This window comes from Caulobacter sp. S45 (assembly GCF_009765965.1).
Lineage (GTDB): Bacteria > Pseudomonadota > Alphaproteobacteria > Caulobacterales > Caulobacteraceae > CAHJWH01.
In genome coordinates this window covers 1241517-1260248 of sequence record NZ_LMUL01000014.1, presented here as the reverse complement: position 1 = coordinate 1260248, position 18732 = coordinate 1241517, and the positions used below count along the sequence as shown (strand labels likewise).

Genomic DNA, 18732 nt, shown 5'->3' with positions numbered 1-18732 from the left:
CCACGATTGAGGCGTGCTCTGGTGTCTAGGCTAGTGAGGCGACGATCCGTTCGCCTCAGCGTACCGCGCTTGCGCGTACAATGTCAGGCTCGACCGTTGACCCTGTCGATCACGGGCCTTTTGGTGGATCTCGTCGGCCAACTGGCGAAGTTCGGTTTGACCGAGCTGCTCGCAACCCGCCAGCACATATAGCCTGAAGTTTGCGGCTTCGCTGGTTTCGAAGTTTCGTTGCAAAGTAAGTGCATGGCCCATGTCAAATCTTCCGCGAGATAAACAGGACGGCACGCGCTTTGGTTGCGCCCAGCTGCTCGAAAGGTTGTTGACCATGGGGTTGGTTGAGCCGGGAGGTTCTAGTCACTATGGCTGTCGAGGATCAACAAGAGAAAACCCATGTCGGCTCAACCGCCGGGATCGACGCCAAATCCCAGCTTCACGCCGCCGGCAATAGCTTCGCTCGTCGCCCAAAGGACTGAAGCGGCGGCGTTATCTTGGGCTGTGGGGCTGGGACTGATGGGCTTGCGCTTGTAAAAGTAGAGGCCGGTCTTATCAGCGACGTCTGGCGAAGCGGTGAGATAGATGATGGTGTCCGCCCCTTGTTGTGGGGTGACGGCGAACAGTTTCGCCAGCGGCGCCAGGGCTTGGATAAGGCCGCCGGACTGGCTGGCGAAGCGGGTGGCGACGAACCCGGGATGGAGGCAGTTCGCTGTAACGCCGGTTCCCATGAACCGCCGCGCCAACTCGCGGGTGAAGAGGATATTGCAGAGCTTTGATGTCCCGTACGCACGAATGCTGGAATACGACGTCGTAGATTGAAGGTCGTTGAAATCCAGTTTTCCAGACGTGTGAGCGGCTGAAGCGGTGCTGACGACACGCGCGCCCGGCGTCGCGACGAGTCGATCGCGCAGGGCCTGGGTCAAGACGAAGTAGGCCATGTGATTGACCGCAAACGTCATCTCTAGGCCGTCAACGGAGACCTCGCGGCGGCCGAAAACCGCTCCGGCATTGTTAATAAGGACATCGATCCGGGACTCCGACGCGGCGATCGCCGCACCGACCCGGCGCGTCGCTTCGATGCTGGAAAGATCGGCGAGATGCACACTGTGCTGAGCGTCCGGACCGGCGACCTTAAGCTTCGCGAGGGTTCCGGCGGCCCGCTGCGGCTCACGCGCGATCAGGACAATTCGGGCGCCCCGGTTGGCCAAGGTCTCGGCCGCCACCTGTCCGATGCCCGACGTGCCCCCGGTCACCACCACCACATCGCCCTGCATCGTCATTCGCCCTCGAGCCCATACGCTCGTGCTAGAGCATGAGGGCCTGCCGAAGAATTAGCCATAGCTCAACCGCAAGGGAGGTTGGGCTCGTGTGAGGCCGATTCGTCGTTCTCGCACGGCTTAACGCGGGCTTTGCATCGGCGCGGCGTCCCGGTGCTGGCGCTGGAGCGCCGGGACGGCCGTAGTGACTCTGGACTGGCCATAAATTTGCCCGGGAACGCGATCCGCGCGTTGACGGGCCTTGGGCTGGGCGATGCGCTATATCTAGGCGCGAGGTAAGTCATCCGTCGTGGCAGACGCGCCAATGCCTACGCGGTGAAAAGATTTCGCGCGCCCTATGAATCGCCGCGTCAGCGGGGCCTATGAGTCTACCGGGTGGGCGTTTCGGCCCCCGCTTCTGTCTCTGGCATCCAGACATCACCGATGTCGCTGACATAACGTTCCGCTCCCGGCGTGCCCTCCTCGCCTTCGCGTAGATATCGTACGGTCGGTTGACGCAGCGCCTCGAGCGCCTGAAGCGCTTCCGCGACCCTGCCGGCCACATAGCGACAGTCGTTCTCACCCGGGCCGCGATCTCGTCGTCCTGAAGGCCGCCAACCCCGGTGTGGAACGCGGAAAGTTCATCGGTAAATTCTTCGAGGAGAATTTTGGCGATGCAATCAGCGCCTCGGCCATCTCGTTCATCCGTGTGGGTTAGCATGAATGCTTCATTAAGTCTCAGAAGCCCGTAGTAAACTTTCGCACCGACTCGGCGGCGAGCCCCACGCCGGAACCAGAAGCGTCTGAGGCCCCTTTCTGTACGGGGCGGAGAGCAAAAATGACCGCATCGGTTGAGGGGAAAGTCCCCAAATTCTTCTGATCGTGGAAGATCAGGTCTTGCTGGCGATGGTGCTCAGAGACGAACTCGAAGACGGCGGTTACCGTGTCCTTGAGCTAGCCGTTCGCCACCAGGAGGCGATCGCTTTAGCGCAGGAGATGAAGCCCGGCCTAGCCCTGGTGAACATCGAGCTTGCCGATGGTGATGATGGCGTAGCGCTTGCGTGGGACTTGAAGGCTCTCAATATCCCCGTCCTATTTATCAGCGGGCAAACAGATAAGGCGCGACTCGCAAAGGCCGTGGCGATCGCGTCGCTTGCCAAACCCTATAGCCCGGAGGACATGGTCGAGGCCGTCGATTACCTGTTCCGTCACGAGCATGGCGATGAGTCCCGCCCAGGTCCTTTAGGCCTAGAGATGTTCGATATCGTCTCCAAGGATAGCGCTCCCGCCATGATCTGATGGACCCGGTTGGGAAAATCGTCGGATATTTTGAATTTGTCTGACGCCCCGTCTCGAGGCGAGAGCTGTCGCGCGATCTCATCTCTACCGTTAAGCTTGTGAACACTGCTGACGAGCCCATTTCAGGGGCAGGGAAGTCAGGGGTGCGGCCGGGTTCTCGGCGCTCCTCGTGTCATCCGTTGTCTTCTCGATCCGCTCACCAACCAAGCGATGGTCGTCGCGGACGTCCTACCCTGCCGAGGGCTGGACCTTAATCTGTGCCGTGTCCCGGCAATGGAGTGCTGGTCATGTCGTCCGATATCCGCGTTCAGGGAGCGTCTGCCGACATCGTGTATCCCGCGGCCATCCCATTCGCTTTGGTGCACCTCAGCTGTTTTGCGGCGATCTGGACGGGCGTCACCTGGCGCGCCGTCGCGATTTGCGTGGCGCTCTATTGGCTGCGGATTTTTGCGGTCGGCGCCGGATATCATCGGTATTTCTCCCATCGCGCCTATTCGACCAGTCGGACCTTCCAGTTTCTCCTCGCGTTTCTGGCCCAGAGCAGTGCGCAGAACAGCGTCTTGTGGTGGGCTGCAAAACACCGCCACCACCATCGTTACGCAGACACCCTGGAAGATTTACACTCGCCGGTTCGCAGGGGCTTTTTCTACAGCCACGTCGGGTGGATCTTCGATCGAAAGCATGACGGAACGGACTTCGTCAAAATCGAGGATTTCGCCCGCTACCCCGAGCTGATGTGGCTGCACCAGCTTGAGCTGGCGCCTGCCGTGATTGTCGGAATTCTCTGCTTTCTCTTCGCCGGTTGGTCGGGCGTGGTGGTCGGGTTTTTTTTGGAGCACCGTTCTTGTCTACCACTCGACCTTCTGCATCAATTCGCTCGCGCACGTGAGCGGCAGGAGACGATATCTGACGGGAGACGAATCTCGCAACAACTGGGCCCTCGCAATCTTCACCATGGGGGAGGGGTGGCACAACAATCATCACGCCTATCAAAGCAGTGTTCGCCAGGGTCTTAAGTGGTGGGAGTTCGATCCAACCTTTTACATCTTGTGGATACTGTCACGCCTTGGCGTCGTGTGGGATCTGAAAATGCCGCCGTCTGAGGCGCTGCGTAAAGAGCAACGTCTCAGCGCCCGTGTCATCGAGCGGACTGCAGAGCGGCTTGTGGTTCACTTCAACGCCGATCGGATCGCGAGCGGCATCGTGGCGGCGCTCCACGATCTTGAGCTCGTGCAACTTCGCGTCGTCCTGACCGACGCGCACCGCACCTCAGCCGAGGTCCTGTCGACGCTGCACCTGTCTGTGGTGCCCAAACGCGCGGAGATCGACGCCTTGGCGAAGACGATGTACTCCAAAGCCAGAGCCTCAGACGAGGTCGTGGACCGCGCCTACGAGCTCCTGCTTACCGCCGTGGGGGCCCGTCTTGCTCTCCAGACCGAACTGCCGATCTGAACGCACGGCGTGCCCGCGGCGTGGCTACGCGGCCAGCTGAATCGCATCTGTGAGCACGACCTCAGGAACGACCTTCATGCTTCGCAGCCACATGGCGACTGGGTGGTTGCCCTTCTTACCGATGCTCTCTTCGACGACCTTGGAGATTCGTTCTTGCTGCGCTCGAAGGTGGCCCTCAAGCAGCGCGCCGCGCGTGATGTAGCCAGCGTTCACGCCAGGCAGCGAATGGTTCATGAGGAGATGGATGTCCAAGTCCGGAACTTGAGCGATCTGCGCGAGCGTTCGATAGCTCTGGCGAAGATCGTTGCCCCACTTCGATAGGTCCGAGCGATCCTCCTTGTGCTCGACGAGGTGCCCCGAGGCGCTGTCGGCAGGGAACAGCCAAGCCAGCGCCTGCTCGGGGTGTAGGGTCCGCCCGAGGCGCAGAGTGCGGACGACGCATCGGACCATCGCTCGCGACAATGGAATGTCGAACGCCTTTATCTCGCCGCCCTTGGGCTTTGGGATGTGAATGATCCTCCGGCGCAGATCCACGTGTTCGATCCGGACCGTCTTCAACGCCGTCGGCCGTGAGCCGCTGAGCAGCAACAGCAGGTGGTACTCGCGACGTATCGGGTTATCGAGCGCGTACGCCTCCTCAAGCCATTTTCCTGCAGCGCGATCGGACATCCCCGTGTCACGGCGGTGTTCCTTGTTCCAGTCCACAGCGGTCACCGGATTGACCGGGGGAAGGTCGGGATTTGATCGGTAGGCGTGATTGTAGATCGCGCGAAGGCTCCGCATCGCCCCGTTGGCCATATAGGGCCCGTGTTCGGCCGTGATCTTCTCATGGCGCTGGGAGACCAGCGCCGGCTGCCTGCCGAGGCGGCCCAGCGGCTGATCCAGCCAGTCCTTGAACAGGCGCTCAACGTGATCCTTGTAGTTGGCGATGGTGCCTGGGCTTCGGCCCTTTCTGACCATGTGCGCGTCGCGGTACTTGTCCCAGGCCTCGCGAAGGGTGACGGCGCCCCGTTTCGGCTTGGCGTCGTCGCCTGGCCGCTGTCCGCGCGCGATGCTGCCGAGGGCCTCCTTCGCCTTCGACCTGGCGTCACGAGTCGAGATGTCGCCAAACTCGCCAAGTTTCGTCATCGCCCGCAGTTCGCGCACCCCATCCCGCCAAAACTCGCCCTCCACGAAGAACGTTTTGGACCGTTTTCCGACTTTGACGAAAAAGCCTTTCAGCTCGGTGTCGCGCGCTGAGTATTGGCCGGCCTCAGCGTACGCGAGGCGGGCGACCACCTTATCGTTGAGCGACAGACTCTGGTTTGGCATCACGATCTCGCTTTTTTTGCGCCTGAAATTAGCCGGGGATTAGCCGGGGGAACCTCCTCGATGCGGATGTTTCGGGCCTAGTCACGCTAAAGTAACCGAAACTACGACAAAGCACGAAAAACCGTAGTTGAGACAATACATTAAGTGACGGAAAAGATCAATATCGGTTATGATGGCGTAGGTGCGGATATTGTACTTGGTAATACTACGAATCTGAGGGTCGGACGTTCGAATCGTTCCGGGCGCGCCAACTTCCCGCCGTACGCCGCCAAAAACCGAATCCTACCGCCGCGGGTACAAGCATCAAAAATTCGATGGTGGCTGTGTCGTAGGTGCGGCGGTTTAGGATGGCGTTTTCGTTCGCATCGTTTGGGGGTCTTGGCGCGACCGCATGGGGCTAGATTGCGCCATGAGCGGACTCTCACCGGCCGGCAGAATGTAGACATCCATAAACGACAATTGAGACGTTTAGGGCCCTATTGGTGGGACCTTGCGTGACGCCTTCAGTCGATGTCATACAGCCTCGGTAGGCCTCAACCCGCAGAGACGCCGCGATATCGCTCGACCGCCCAGTCGATGAAGACGCGCAGACGTGGCGAAAGCTGACGGGAGCCGGAATAGAGGATGTGGACCGGCAGGGGCGTCGGCGGAAAGTCCGGCAGAACCTCGACCAGGGCGCCGGACGCGAGCTCCGCCTCGACCCGATAGCGCGGGACCTGGATCAGACCCAGCCCCAGGCAGGCCGACGAAACATTGGTCTCGGGCCCTGTCGCCGTCACCACGGCCGGCAGGAGCAACTCGCAGACCTTGTCCGCTGAGCGAAAGACCAAAGGGATGATCTCGTTGGCGTGCGGCGACATCAGGCCGACCATCTGATGGCCGTCGAGGTCGTCGGGACTGTGCGGCGCGCCGAACTGGCCTAGGTATCCCGGGCTGGCGAAGGTGCCCCGCTCCAGCGTGGCCAGGCGGCGTTGGATCAAGGCGCTGTCCCCCAAGTCGCCGGTGCGCAGGACGCAGTCGAACCCCTCTCGGATCATATCCAGCGGCTGGTGCGCCTCGCCGATATGCAGGCGGATGCCGGGATACATCTGCAGGAAGCCGGGCAGGCCCGGCAGCAGGAAATACCGCGCCTGGGTGCCGTGGACGTCGATGCGGATCAGGCCTGACGGCTTGGCTCCGGCGAAGGCCCCCTCCGCCTCCTCCAGGTCGGCGATCAGGCTGACGCAGCGCTGGTAGTAGGCCTCGCCGTCCAGCGTCGGACTGACCTGGCGCGTCGTCCGCTGCAGCAGCCGCACCCCAAGGCGCGCCTCCAGGGCCTTGACCGCGTCGGTAACCGACGAGCGGGGCAGGCCCAGGTCTTCGGCCGCCTGGGTGAAGCTGCGCCGCTCCACGATGCGGGTGAACGCGCGCATGGCGTCGAAACGATCCATTGTTCGCACTTTCGAATAGTGATGGCGGATCGTGGAGGATTATCCGCGCCGATGGAAGGCGTAACCTGCCTTCATCAGCTGCCGATGACCGGCGGCTCGCACCAAGGAAAAGCATCATGACAACCCAGTCCAGCAAGGTTGCGATCGTCACCGGCGCCGCCGGCGGCATTGGCGCGGCGGTCAGCGCGCGCCTCGCCCGCGACGGTTTCACAGTCGTCGTCAACTACGCCTCCAGCGCCGCCCCGGCGGAGGCCCTGGCCGCCGCCATCCAAGCCGCTGGCGGCCGCGCCATCACCGCCCAGGCCGACATCTCCGACGCGGCCCAGACTGCCCGCATGTTCTCCTCCGCCGAGACCGCGTTCGGCGGGGTGGACGTGCTCGTCAACAACGCGGGGATCATGCAGCTGGCCACGATCGGCGACAGCGACGACGCCTTGTTCGACCGTCACATCGCCGTCAATCTGAGGGGCACGTTCAACACCCTGCGCGAGGCGTCCCGGCGTCTGCGCGACGGTGGGCGGGTTATCAACTTCTCGTCCAGCGTCACGGGCCTGCTGCAGCCGACCTACGGCGTCTACGCCGCCACCAAGGCCGCGGTCGAGGCCATGACCAGCATCCTCGCCAAGGAGCTGCGGGGGCGGAACATCACCGTCAACAGCGTGGCTCCTGGGCCCACGGCGACCAAGTTGTTCCTCGACGGCAAGCCGCAGGCGGTCGTCGACCACCTGGCCAAGCTGGCCCCGCTCGAACGCCTCGGCCAGCCGGAAGACATCGCTGATGTCGTCGCCTTTCTGGCCGGCCCGGATGGGGCTTGGATCAACGGCCAGACCTTGCGCGCCAACGGCGGGATCATCTGATCCGAGCCCGGCGTCCCGCCGCCCATTCCCTCCAAGCTGCAGATCAAAGGAACCACGCCATGTCTAAGCAAGTCATCCTTGTCACTGGCGCCTCGTCGGGCTTCGGCCTGATGACCGCCCAGTCGCTGGCCCAGGCGGGCCACACCGTCTACGCCTCCATGCGCGAGACTGAGGGTCGCAACGCGCCCCAGGTCGCGGCTATCGCCGCCTGGGCCGCCGAGCAGAAGGCTGATCTACGGACGGTCGAGCTCGACGTGCAATCCGAGGCCTCCGCCCAGGCCGGTGTCGCCGCCGTCATCGCCGATACCGGCCGGCTGGACGTCGTTGTGCACAACGCCGGCCACATGGTCTTCGGTCCGGCGGAAGCCTTCATGCCCGACCAGTATATCCAGCAGTACGACGTCAACGTCATGGGCGCGCAAAGGGTCAACCGCGCCGCGCTGCCGCACCTGCGTGGCCAGGGACGGGGCCTCCTGGTCTGGGTCGGCTCGTCCTCGACCCGCGGAGGGACGCCGCCGTTCCTGGCGCCTTATTTCGCGGCCAAGGCGGCGATGGACGCCCTGGCCGTCTCCTACTCCACCGAGCTGGCCCTATGGGGGATCGAGACCACGATCATGGTCCCCGGTGCATTCACCAAGGGCACCAACCATTTCGCCCATGCCGGCGCTCCCGCCGACAAGGACCGGGTCGCGGAATACGAAGCCGGCCCCTATGCCGGGATCGCCGATCGGGCGCTGAAGGGCCTCGCCGGCCTGGAGCCCGCCGACGCCGATCCGTCGGAAGTCGCCCGCCAGATCGTGCGCGTCATCGACATGCCCTTCGGCAAGCGGCCATTCCGGGTCCATGTCGATCCGTCGCAGGACGGGGCCGAGGTGGTGAATGCGGTGGCCGACCGCATGCGCCGCGAGATGTACCGCAACATCGGCCTTGAGGCGCTGCTGTCGCCGCGCCTCAAAGGATAGGGAGTTGGGGACCGGCGATGCGCTTTGCGGCCGCATCGCCGGAAACCGGGCTTTAGCGGAGCTTTGCCTGGCTTGCGCAAGCGCCGCGACAAAGCGCCGATACTCCTCCGAGTGCAGCGCGGTCACGGACTGCCCATCGCCGCTGAGGTTGCGACCGGGGCGTAGAGCCACCGTTCAATGATGCTAAGTTGGCGTCATTTCGGGGGCTGATCGTCGATTTCCAACACGCTGCTCAGAGTCCTATGGCGCGCTGCAAGAGTCCGCAACGGGTCGCCGGCACGTATGAGCATGACTCCAGAAACTCGCCCTTTGGCTAGGTCCGCTATGCGGCCACGGTGGCGAGTCCGGTTGACCTCCAGCTGTGGACATCAGGCTGTGGTCTTGGGCCATCTTCACGCCCGCCAGATGTCGTCTTTCTGGCAGAAGGCTGATGGCGGCTATGGGCGCCAAACGGCCGTTACATTTCGAATCTCGCCCGCACCTTCCCAAGGCCAAGGCGTTACTGGGCACAAGGTCTACCACGCAGACTGGTTCCGCCAGGCCCTGAGCAGGCTCGGCATCACCCCGCGCATTCCGTCGAAGGCGAACCGTAAAATTCAACTCGATTACGACAAGACACTCTACCGCCCGCGCCACAAGATCGAGAATATGTTCGGCAGGCTCAAGGATTGGCGGCGCGTCCACACCCGCTACGATCGATGCGCCCACATCTTCATGTCCGACACCTGCATCGCCGCCGCCGTCACCTTCTGGCTCTGATCAATGAGTGCTGATCCTAAGCAACCGTCAAAGGGATTCATTTTTGCTCGGTTTGAGTATGAACAAGAATGGACTGCAGCCCGACACGACCCGGACCCGTGAGGCGGTTGAAGATGAAGTTCGTGTTGGACCCCAACAAGCCGCTTGTGAACGTGTCGCTGTCCGTTTCCATTCGGACGGAAGGATCCTTGTAGAGCCAACCAAGCGGTTGGACCTCGATGGACTCGCCCTCCGCGAGCGTCTTCTCAAATACGTTGCCGTGCCCGTGCAGCCAGACGACGCCCTCTTCTGCACCAGCGCTGAATCGATCGAGGAAGGTTCCTGTTTCACCCATGGCCCTGTTCAGGAGTCCGGAAACCATCTCGAAGCCGTAATCGACAGTGTCCGTTGCGGCCAGAAATTGGTGGGCTCGGACATGCATGGTCTGACCCGGAGCCAAGCGGATCGGGACGATGTGGCCGACGGCGCTCCGGCTGAAGGCGATGCACCCTGGCCCGCTGGCCTGAAGGATGAACATCTGGACACCTGCGACGAACCGCTTGAGGATTCCATGCATCGGCTTGAGGCTGATGTGGATATCGGGGTGCTTCCAAAAGAGGATGTGCTGTTCGAAGAATACCGGGCGCTGGCTTACGTCGACGGTCAAGACGGGCGCGAGTTCTCCATCCAAATGATAGCTCACGCCTGCAGCGACATCCGCACCGACTTTTGTCACTATAAGTTCAGGCAATTGCGACACAAACATTTCTCCTGCGGCGATCACTAATTTTTACAACAAGCGCCGTCAGAAGCTGAACGTGACGCGACTTTCCAGACGAGCATCGCCGGAGCGGGTGTAGCCAACGCTTCGTAGCGCCCAGGCGCCGTCGAGGGTGGCGGTCAGGTGGGTGGTGAGCTGATAGTCTGCACCCAGACCCGTCGAGATCGGGGCCGCATCGATCTTGGTGCTCCGATCCTTGCCGTAGCCGGCGTCGAGGAAGACATAGGGGGACAGCTGGTCGGAGACCCGGCCAGTTCGTCCGAGCAGAGCGAAACTGGGTGCGCGCAGCTCGTTACGGCTGACCACGCCGGCGTCGAAAGCGCCATCATCCAGCGTGTAGCCTCGAACCAGGCTGTTATTGCCAAGGCCGATCTGCTCGGTCAGCGGCAGCGCTACGGCTGAATACTGACCGATGAGGGTGTTGGAGAGGCTGAACCCAGCCAGGCCGAACACCGGCGGCAGTAGGGTGTATCGGTTGAGATCAAACGAGAGATAGGCGTACCGGGCCTCATCGAACCGGCCCTGAGAGAAGCTGGCGAAGGCGGCGGCGGTGTTCTGATCGTTGACCGAACCCGGGCTGATATGGGCGGTGATGTCGCCGGAGGTTCGGCCCCACGCGTCGGTCTCCTGCTGGGCATATCCGACCGTGACCTGGAACACGTCGAAGGACGATCCCGCCTGGACTGCGCCGTCGAACAGGGTGCGGCTGGTCTGGCGCTTGGCCTCGACCCCGATCACGCCTTCGCCGGGCAGCACGCTCCAGATGTCGGAGAGGGCGCTCCGATAAGCCAGGGTTCCTTCATAGGTGGTCTGGCGGACCAGGAAGTCCTGGGCGGGCTCGGTGGACTGGACATAGCTGACCGAGGCCTCGATGTCCTGACGCGCCAGGGTCGGGATGATCAGTCGGCCGGCATGGCTGACATAGGCCGGATCTGGGGAGGTGTTGAACAGGCGCCCGCCGTCGAACAGCTCGTCGTTGGAGCCGGTGAACTGGTAGGAGACCAGGATGTCGCGGGTGTTGGGCAAGAGCGCTTGAAAGCCCGTGAAATAACGGTCCATACCGGTCCGGGGACTGCCGGAATCGCTATAGCCCACATAGGCCGACCAGGGTTTCGACGGTGTAGTCTGCAAGGCGAGGTCCGTGCCGCCGAGCGTGGTCGCCGGGGTGAACATGGCCTCCGTCTTCCTGAAGGGGAAGCGGTTCAGCCAGTCGAGATCCTGGGCAAGGCGGTTGGTGTCGATCGGCTGGCCCGGCTCTGCGCGCACCCGGCTTTCGATATAGAGCGCATCATTCGCTTCTGCGCCCGGCGCGGTCTTCTGGGCCAGGCGGAACTCCAGCACCCGGATCTGGAGCACGCCCGAGGTGATCTCCTGGGGCGGCGTCGCCAGGTTGACGAAGGGAAAGCCGGCGTGGCGGTACCGATTGGCGATCTCGGCCTCGATCTGCGCGATCAGCTTGCGTGAAATCGGCTGACCCAGGAACCCGGCCAGGTGGCCGGCGTCGCCGTTCAGCCGGGCTGCGCGGCTGACGTCCACGCCCGTCGTCGTCGGCTCGGAGAGCGCCGGGTCATTCGCGCCCAATATCACAACGCCCTTCAGCATCGCCCCGATCGGCGTGGCGTCCTGATCGGAGGGGATCAGGTTGGCGGGAGCGATCAGAGGCGTCGCCGGCTGGGGCGCGGGCGGCAGGTTACGCTCGATCGCCTGGGCCAAGACCCGGCTGGGCGAGGCGAGCAGGCCGGTGGCCAGCACGACGGCGAGCGAGGCGCCGCAGAAGTGCGTCTTGCTTTGAATCGTCATGGATCTGGCGCTCACTTCGAGGCCACGAAGCGAATGCCGGGGCCGACTTGCAGGTTGGTTGGGTAGGGTGCGCCGGGACAGCCGACTGACGACGATGCGCAGGCTGGCGCTGTCTGGTCGGGTGTTTGGGCAAGAGAGATTAGACGCAGCAATCCTATCTGTGGCGTCACACCCGGGACCAATCCGTTCAGGGTGGTGAAGCCGCCCGTCTCCGGCAGGACCCCCGCAACCGTCGTCAAGGTTGGGATCGGGCCGACTGAAGCCGCAGCGGCGGACACGGTCCACGCTCCCGGGGAGGTGGAGGCGACCGTGTAGTTCGGGTCCGTCAACGCGCCGAGCACCGTCAGGACATAGGCGCCCGCCGGCGTGCTGGAGGTGATCCCAAAGCTATTGCTGAGGCCGCCCAGAGCGGTGGTCGTATCGCCGTTTTGAAGGCCCGCCACGGAGAGGCCTGGATTGGCCGGGCTTGCGCCGCTCGTGGAAATGCCGCCCAGGGCCGCGACCGTGATCGACGCCCGGTTCACGGTGAGCGCGCCGGGCGTGTAGCTGATCGCGTAGTTGCTATCGACCGCGCCGGAGGCGGTGACGGCGTAGGTCCCGGCGTTGGAGCCCGAGCCGGCGGTCCCATTGTAGGCGGTTGCGGTGGTGGCGAGGTTCGGCGCGGTGCTCAGGTTTGAGGGCGTGTCGCCGTTGGCCAGGCCGGTATAGCTGGCCGACAGGGCGGGCAGGGTGGAGGCGCCGTAGGTCGTCGACGCGTTGTTGGCGGCGATGGTCAGGGCGGCGGGGTTCACGGTGAGCGAGCCGGGCGTGTAGCTGATCGCGTAGTTGCTATCGACCGCGCCGGAGGCGGTGACGGCGTAGGTTCCGGCGTTGGAGCCCGAACCGGCGGTTCCGTTGTAGGCGGTCGCGGTGGTGGCGAGGCTCGGCGCGGTGCTCAGGTTCGAAGCGGTGTCGCCATTTGCCAGACCGGTATAGCTGGCCGACAGGGCGGGCAGGGTGGAGGCGCCGTAGGTCGTCGAGGCGTTGTTGGCGGCGATGGTCAGGGCGGCGGGGTTCACGGTGAGCGAGCCGGGCGTGTAGCTGATCGTGTAGTTGCTATCGACCGCGCCGGAGGCGGTGATGGCGTAGCGCCCGGCGTTGGAGCCCGAGCCGGCGGTTCCGTTATATGCCGTCGCCGTGGTGGCCACAGTCGGTGCGGTGGCCAGGCTTGAAGCGGTGTCGCCGTTGGCCAGGCCGCTGTAGCTGACGCCCAGCACTGGCAAGCTGGAGGCTCCATAGGTCATCGACGAACTGCTTGCGGCGATGGTCAGGGCCGCTGGGGTCACGGTGAGCGACCCAAACCGGTAGCTGATGGCGTAGTTGGAGTTGGCGCCGCCGTCGGGGACAACGGTGTAGCTCCCGACGTCGGAGCCCGAGCCTGCACGTCCGTTATAGGCGCCTGCCAAGATGGTCACGAACAGATCCGCGATGAACTTGGAGGGCGTGTCGCCAGCCACAAGGCCGATGTAGCTGGCGCCCAGCGTCGGCAGCCTGGAGCTGCCGTAGGTTACCGACCCGCTGTCGGCGGTGATGGTCAGGGGCGCCGGGTTCACGGTCAGGTGGCCGCCTGCGGCGATGGACAGCGCGTAGCCGTCCTGCACCGCCAGGGTTCCGGCGGCCGCGACGATGGCGTAGGGGCCGCCGGCCACCGAGGCCGTCTGGCCTGAACCGGTGGAGCTGATGGCGGGCGCGCCGGAATAGACTGCGGCTGCGGTGTCGCCCAGATAGGCGCCGCTCACCCCCGGCTCCAAGCCGGTGATCGTATAATGGGATTGCAGGTCCGCGCTGTCGTCCTGACCATAGGTCTTGCTGTCGCTGGTGGCGGTTAGCGTCAGGGTCGGCGCGAGGGCGAAGACGTAGCGGTCGCCCGAGGCGGTCACCGGGGCTCCGGCGGCGGTGTTCCAGACCGCCGTATTATTGCTGTTCAGGCCGTCGAACGTGTCTCCGGTCGGGTTGGCGGAATAGACCAGCCAGTTCCCGCCGCCCGAGGTGGTGAGGGCCGCCGCGCCGGCTTGGTTGACGAAGCTGCCTGGGGTGCTGAGCGAGATGTCGGCGCCCGACCCCGCTGCGATCGATCCGGCGGCGGCCAGGGTGAGCGGGCCGGCGGCGGTGAGGCTGAAGCCGCCCCCGGCGCTCACCGCCTGATCGACGGTGAAGCCACCGGTGTTGGTGGAGGTCAGGACCACAGGCGTGTTCGCGAGCGCCGTCTGCAGGGTGGAGAGCGCGCCGGCCCCGAAGGTGGCGGCGAGGTCGGTCTGGAGCGCGCTGTAGCTCGCGTCCCCGGTCGTTTCGCTGACCGTACCGGCGGTGAAGGCCGGCAGGGTCAGGACCCCGCCGCTGACCGTGGCCGCGTCGGTGTAGCTGAGCGCGCTGACGGCGGCGACCGTCACGCCGTTTCCGGCGGTGGTGGGCGGCGCCAGGCTGTCGCCGACCCTGTTCGGGCCGGCGGTCGAGAAGGTCCCCGCCGGCACGGCCAGGTAATAGGAACCGTCCGCCCCTACCGAGGTCGTCCCCTGGCCCAGCAGGACCCCGCCGGAATACAGGCCCACCTGCGACGCCGCCGCCGCGCTCAGGGTTCCGGCGACCGCCTGGACGCCGTTGGGGAAGAAGGCCGTGAGATAGGGAAAGAGCCCGCCCGTCCCTCCGCCGAAAGCGGCGCCCAGGTTGGACATGTAGCTGCCGGAATTGCTCTTAAACTGCGCCGTCGTCAGGCCCGTCCCGCCTTCCGGACTGGCGCTCTGGCCCGTGGTCTGAGTATCCCAATAGCTCGTCGAGACCGTGCCGCCGGCGTCCCCGACCAATCCGCCGAGGTTGCCTAAGTTGCCGCTCTCCGAGACCGGGCCCGTGGCGTAGCTCGTCAAGACAGCGCCTTGGTTGGCTCCGACCAACCCGCCAAGGAAATTCGCTCCCGAGACCGCGCCTGTAGCGTAGCTTGTCGAGACCGTGCCCGAGGCTACGTTGGCTCCGATCAGGCCGCCGACGGTTTCAGTTCCCGAGATCGCGCCTGTAGCGTAGCTCGTCGAGACTGGGCCGCCATTGATTCCGATCAGGCCGCCCATACCGACGCTCCCCGAGACCGCGCCTGTGGCATAGCTCGTCGAGACGGCGCCGAGGTTCTCCCCGACCAGCCCGCCGAGGTCACCCGTCCCCGAAACGGTCCCTGTGGCGTAGCTCGTCTCGGCCGTGCCCGCGTTGGCCCCGATCAGGGCGCCGACGCCAACGTCGCCCGAAACACCACCGCCCACGAGGCCGAGGTCGCGCACCAGCCCGCCGCTGTTCACTGTGCCGATCAGGCCGACATCATCATCGCCCGAGTTGATGGTCAGGCCGGTGATCGTCTGGCCCAGGCCCTCCAGCTTGCCGCTGAAGCTCGAGACCACTGGGTCGGTGAAGGTCGTGGTCGAGGTCAGCGGCGTGGCCAGGGCGTAGGCGGTCGTATTGCCCGCAGGGGCGTAGGCGCCGCCGATCCCGGCCAGGTCGGTCATGCTGTAGACCAGGTTGTAGGCTTGGCTGTTGATGGTCAGCGCCTGGCCGGAAACGCCTTCGCCCGTTCCGACCGCATAGCTGAGCGAACCGGTGAAACCGGCGGAGGTGAGGCCGAAGCTCAGACCGCCGGTCTGGGCGCCGGTGGTGTTCGAGGTGGGGCTGGTGCTGAAGCCGAGGACGACCTGGCCGCCGCCGGTGACATTGATCCGCGCGTCGATGTTCAGCGCGTCGGCGGCGTTCAGGGTCAGGCTGTTGGAGCCTGTCAGGGTGATCGGCGCGCTGACGGTGATCGGCGCGCCCGTCGCCGTCGTGGCGATGGTCAGGCTGTTGGCCAAGGTCAGGCTTTGATCGACGGTGAAGCCCGAGGCGTGGGCGGAGGTCACGGTCACAGGCGCGTTCGCAAGCGCCGTCTGCAGGGTGGCCATTGCGCCGGCGCCGAAGGTGATGGCGAGGTCGGTCTGCAGCTGGCCGTAGCTCGAGTCCCCGGTGGTCTCGCGGACCGTACCGGCGCTGAAGGCTGGCAGGAGCAGGATCCCACCGCTGACCGGGGCCGCGTCGGTGTAGCTGAGCGCGCTGACGGCGGCGACCGTCACGCCGTTTCCGGCGGTGGTGGGCAGCGCCAAGCTGTCGCCGACCCTGTTCGGGCCGGCGGTCGAGAAGGTCCCCGCTGGCACGGCCAGGTAATAGGAACCGTCCGCCCCTACCGAGGTCGTCCCCTGGCCCAGCAGGACCCCGCCGGAATACAGGCCCACCTGGGACGCCGGCGCCGCGCTCAAGGTCCCGGCGACCGCCTGGACTCCGTTGGGGAAGAAGGTCGCGAGGTAGGGAAAGAAGCCGCCCGTCCCTCCGCCGAAAGCGGCGCCCAGGGTGGACATGTAGCCGCCGGAATTGCTCTGAAACTGCGCCGTCGTCAGGCCCGTCCCGCCGTCCGCGCTGGCGCTCTGGCCCGTGGTCTGGGTGTCCCAGTAGCTGCTTGAGACCGTGCCGCCATCGTCGGCCCCGATCAGTCCGCCGACGTTGCTGGCGCCGGAGACCGCGCCCGTTGCGAAGCTCGTCGAGACCAGGTCCCCCAAGCCAGAACCAATTAGCCCGCCGACAGAGTCGCTTCCCGAGACCGCGCCCGTGGCGTAGCTTGCGGTGACCGAGCCAAGGCCGTTTTCCCCGATCAGCCCGCCTACAGAGCTACCGCCCGAAACCGCACCCGTGGCGTAGCTTGCTGAGACCGAGCCAGCGTCGTTGATTCCGAGCAGCCCGCCTACAGTGCTACCGCCCGAAACCGCGCCCGTGGCGTAGCTTGTCTTGATCGTGCCCTCCTGGAACCCGACTAGTCCGCCGACGTTGCTGGCGCCGGAGACCGCGCCCGTGGCGTAGCTCGTCTCGACCGTGCCATTGTTGCCCGCGACGAGCTCGCCGACGGTTACGGCGCCCGAAACCTCGCCGCCGACAAGGCCGAGGTCACGCACCAGCCCACCGCCGGTCAGCTCTTGGATAAGGCCGGCGTTTGTATTGCTCGTGACGATCGTCAGGCCAGTGATGGTCTGGCCCAAACCCTCCAGCGTGCCGCCGAAGTTGGAGACCACGGCGCTGGTATAGGTCGTGGTCGAGGTCAGCGGCGTGGCCAGGGCGTAGGCGGTCGTATTGCCCGCGGGGGCGTAGGCGCCGCTGATCCCGGCCAGGTCGGCCATGCTGTAGACCAGATTATAGGCCTGGCCGTTGATGGTCAGGGCCTGGCCGGAAACGCCTTCGCCCGTTCCGACCGCATAGCTCACCGAACCGGCGAAGCCGGCGGAGGTGAGGCCAAAGCTCAGGCCGTCGGTGGCCGAGGCGGCGGTGTTGAAGTTGAGCGTAAGCTGGCCCGCCCCCGCGACGGTGATCGGGGCGTTGATGGCCAGGGCGCCGACCGCGTTCAGGGTCAGGCCGAAGCCGCTGGACCAGGTGATCAGGGCGTTGACGGTGATATTGCCCGACCCGCCGGAGCCGGTGCTGGTGTCCTCGACCACATTGCCGGTGGCCAGCGAGGCTTCCAGCGTCCCGACATTGGCGCTGGTGATGGTGATGTCGCTGGGGTCGAGCAGCCAGGTCCCGCCGTGGGTGTTCACGCTTGCCTGGCCGATGTCCAGGGTCTGGCCCGAGGTCTCGATCTGGCCGGGCTTTGCGCCTGCGCCCTGGGCGTCCAGGGTCCCGGCTATGCTTGCGGTCCCGCCCTGGCTGACCAGCCAGATCCGGCCGCCCTTGCCATCGACGCCCGTGGCCTCGATGGCGCCCCCGGTATTGCCGGCCAGGGCGAAGATGTTGCCTTGCTGGGCGCGAAGCTCCGCCGCCGCCGCCTGGATCAGGCCCGAGGTGGTGACGCTGCTCGCGGGTCCGCCGAGCTGGACCGACAGCAGGCCGCCGTCGTCGTTGGCCGAGTCCGTCAGGGTGACGCTCGATCCCGCCGCCAGGCCGACCGTGCCGTTGGCCGCGGTGAGCGCGCCGGAATTGGTCACCGTCGTGGCGATCAGGGCGATATTGCCGCCGAGCGCGCCGACCTTGCCGAGGTTCACCACGCTGGCGGTGGAGCTGCCCGTGAAGCCGAGGGGGCCGCCGGCCAGGAAGCTCGAATTGGCCACGTCCAGGGTAGAGGCGACGAAGCTGCCGCCCGTGTTCACCACGCCGGTCTTGCCGATGATGATCCCGTTGGGATTGATCAGATAGACCGAGCCGGTGGCGCTGAGCAGGCCGTCGATGGACGAGACGCTGGCGCCCGTCACCCGGTTGAGGGTCGCGCCCGAGCCGTTGTTGATCCGGACCGCGCCGCCCTGGCCGATCGAGAAACCCTGCCAGCTGATGACACCCTTGGCCGAGGTCTGATTGACGGTGAGGGTCGAGGCGGTCGAGCTGATGCTGGCCGAGCCCGCCGTCACGACACCACCCGTCGGCAGGACCGGAGCCGACCACGCCGAACCTGCAGCAGTGCTGAGGGCGAGAACAGAAGTGGCCAAGAACAGAGCGCCGCGCCCGCCGAGACGTTTGCCGATAATTGTCATGCGAACCCCATACGTCGGCGGCATGCCTCCGCCGAACGCGCTAAAACTACGATTGGGATTTCTGACGTCTTCAAACGCGACCCAGTTGCGGTCAAGCTAGACCGCTTTCCGCTCAGGTTGGGCGCGTTTTGGAGTAGGGTTGACCGCCCCGTGGAGTAGGTGGGCGGCCCCGGTCAGGTCGGATGCGCCGTGTGGTGAGCGCGGTCGTGGGTAGGGAGGGGGCATGCTCGGCCGGAAAACCCCGTCCCAACCCGTTCAGGCGATGCTCGCTTAGAAAATCGCGTCACGTTCAGATTTCTGT

The 18732-nt window shown here is 65.0% G+C and carries 12 protein-coding genes and 1 pseudogene; 7 read left to right on the top strand and 6 right to left on the bottom strand.

Features of this window, described 5'->3' with window-relative positions:
* Positions 1 to 398: 398 nt before the first annotated feature.
* On the bottom strand, positions 399 to 1274 hold the full coding sequence (locus GSQ87_RS12735; RefSeq protein WP_216839269.1) for an SDR family oxidoreductase: 876 nt from the start codon (positions 1272 to 1274) through the stop codon (positions 399 to 401).
* 858 nt (positions 1275 to 2132) lie between these two features.
* Here GSQ87_RS12735 and GSQ87_RS12730 point away from each other — a divergent pair.
* From GSQ87_RS12730 to GSQ87_RS23110, 4 genes are all read left to right on the top strand, one after another.
* Positions 2133 to 2549 carry a response regulator gene (locus GSQ87_RS12730; RefSeq protein ID WP_256375886.1) on the top strand — a complete coding sequence of 139 codons (417 nt, stop codon included), beginning with the start codon at positions 2133 to 2135 and terminating at the stop codon, positions 2547 to 2549.
* 287 nt (positions 2550 to 2836) lie between these two features.
* On the top strand, positions 2837 to 3565 hold the full coding sequence (locus GSQ87_RS22485) for an acyl-CoA desaturase (RefSeq protein ID WP_254062916.1): 729 nt from the start codon (positions 2837 to 2839) through the stop codon (positions 3563 to 3565).
* Between the two features lie 73 nt (positions 3566 to 3638).
* Positions 3639 to 4001, top strand: coding sequence for a hypothetical protein (locus GSQ87_RS22480; protein WP_216839486.1), 363 nt, complete (start codon positions 3639 to 3641; stop codon positions 3999 to 4001).
* A gap of 511 nt (positions 4002 to 4512) precedes the next feature.
* Complete coding sequence (locus GSQ87_RS23110) at positions 4513 to 4752, top strand: hypothetical protein (RefSeq protein WP_371416696.1); 240 nt, start codon at positions 4513 to 4515, stop codon at positions 4750 to 4752.
* Positions 4753 to 5030: 278 nt separating this feature from the next.
* Here the strand turns inward: GSQ87_RS23110 and GSQ87_RS23105 are convergent.
* Together GSQ87_RS23105 and GSQ87_RS12715 are read right to left on the bottom strand one after the other, a co-directional pair.
* Positions 5031 to 5312 (bottom strand): annotated as a pseudogene (locus GSQ87_RS23105) (integrase arm-type DNA-binding domain-containing protein); the annotation flags it as partial.
* A 533-nt stretch (positions 5313 to 5845) separates the two neighbouring features.
* A complete protein-coding gene (locus tag GSQ87_RS12715; RefSeq protein WP_158915797.1) occupies positions 5846 to 6742 on the bottom strand; it encodes a LysR family transcriptional regulator in 897 nt (298 codons plus the stop codon).
* A 116-nt stretch (positions 6743 to 6858) separates the two neighbouring features.
* On the opposite strand from GSQ87_RS12715, the gene GSQ87_RS12710 reads away from it, so the two are divergent.
* The 3 genes from GSQ87_RS12710 to GSQ87_RS12700 all read left to right on the top strand — a co-directional run bounded on the left by GSQ87_RS12710 (position 6859) and on the right by GSQ87_RS12700 (position 9320).
* Positions 6859 to 7599 carry an SDR family oxidoreductase gene (locus GSQ87_RS12710; protein ID WP_158915796.1) on the top strand — a complete coding sequence of 247 codons (741 nt, stop codon included), beginning with the start codon at positions 6859 to 6861 and terminating at the stop codon, positions 7597 to 7599.
* A 59-nt stretch (positions 7600 to 7658) separates the two neighbouring features.
* On the top strand, positions 7659 to 8561 hold the full coding sequence (locus tag GSQ87_RS12705; protein WP_158915795.1) for an SDR family oxidoreductase: 903 nt from the start codon (positions 7659 to 7661) through the stop codon (positions 8559 to 8561).
* A 381-nt stretch (positions 8562 to 8942) separates the two neighbouring features.
* Positions 8943 to 9320: a transposase gene (locus GSQ87_RS12700; RefSeq protein ID WP_158915794.1), complete on the top strand. Its 378-nt coding sequence runs from the start codon at positions 8943 to 8945 to the stop codon at positions 9318 to 9320.
* 37 nt (positions 9321 to 9357) lie between these two features.
* Here GSQ87_RS12700 and GSQ87_RS12695 read toward each other — a convergent pair whose 3' ends face one another.
* The 3 genes from GSQ87_RS12695 to GSQ87_RS12685 are packed head-to-tail and all read right to left on the bottom strand — an operon-like array spanning position 9358 to position 18386.
* Positions 9358 to 10083, bottom strand: coding sequence for an AIM24 family protein (locus GSQ87_RS12695; RefSeq protein ID WP_216839265.1), 726 nt, complete (start codon positions 10081 to 10083; stop codon positions 9358 to 9360).
* A gap of 21 nt (positions 10084 to 10104) precedes the next feature.
* Positions 10105 to 11880, bottom strand: a complete 1776-nt coding sequence (locus tag GSQ87_RS12690; protein WP_158915793.1) for a ShlB/FhaC/HecB family hemolysin secretion/activation protein — start codon at positions 11878 to 11880, stop codon at positions 10105 to 10107.
* An 11-nt stretch (positions 11881 to 11891) separates the two neighbouring features.
* Positions 11892 to 18386 (bottom strand): MBG domain-containing protein, encoded by a 6495-nt coding sequence (locus GSQ87_RS12685; RefSeq protein WP_158915792.1) that lies wholly within the window; start codon positions 18384 to 18386, stop codon positions 11892 to 11894.
* Between the last annotated feature and the right edge of the window lie 346 nt (positions 18387 to 18732).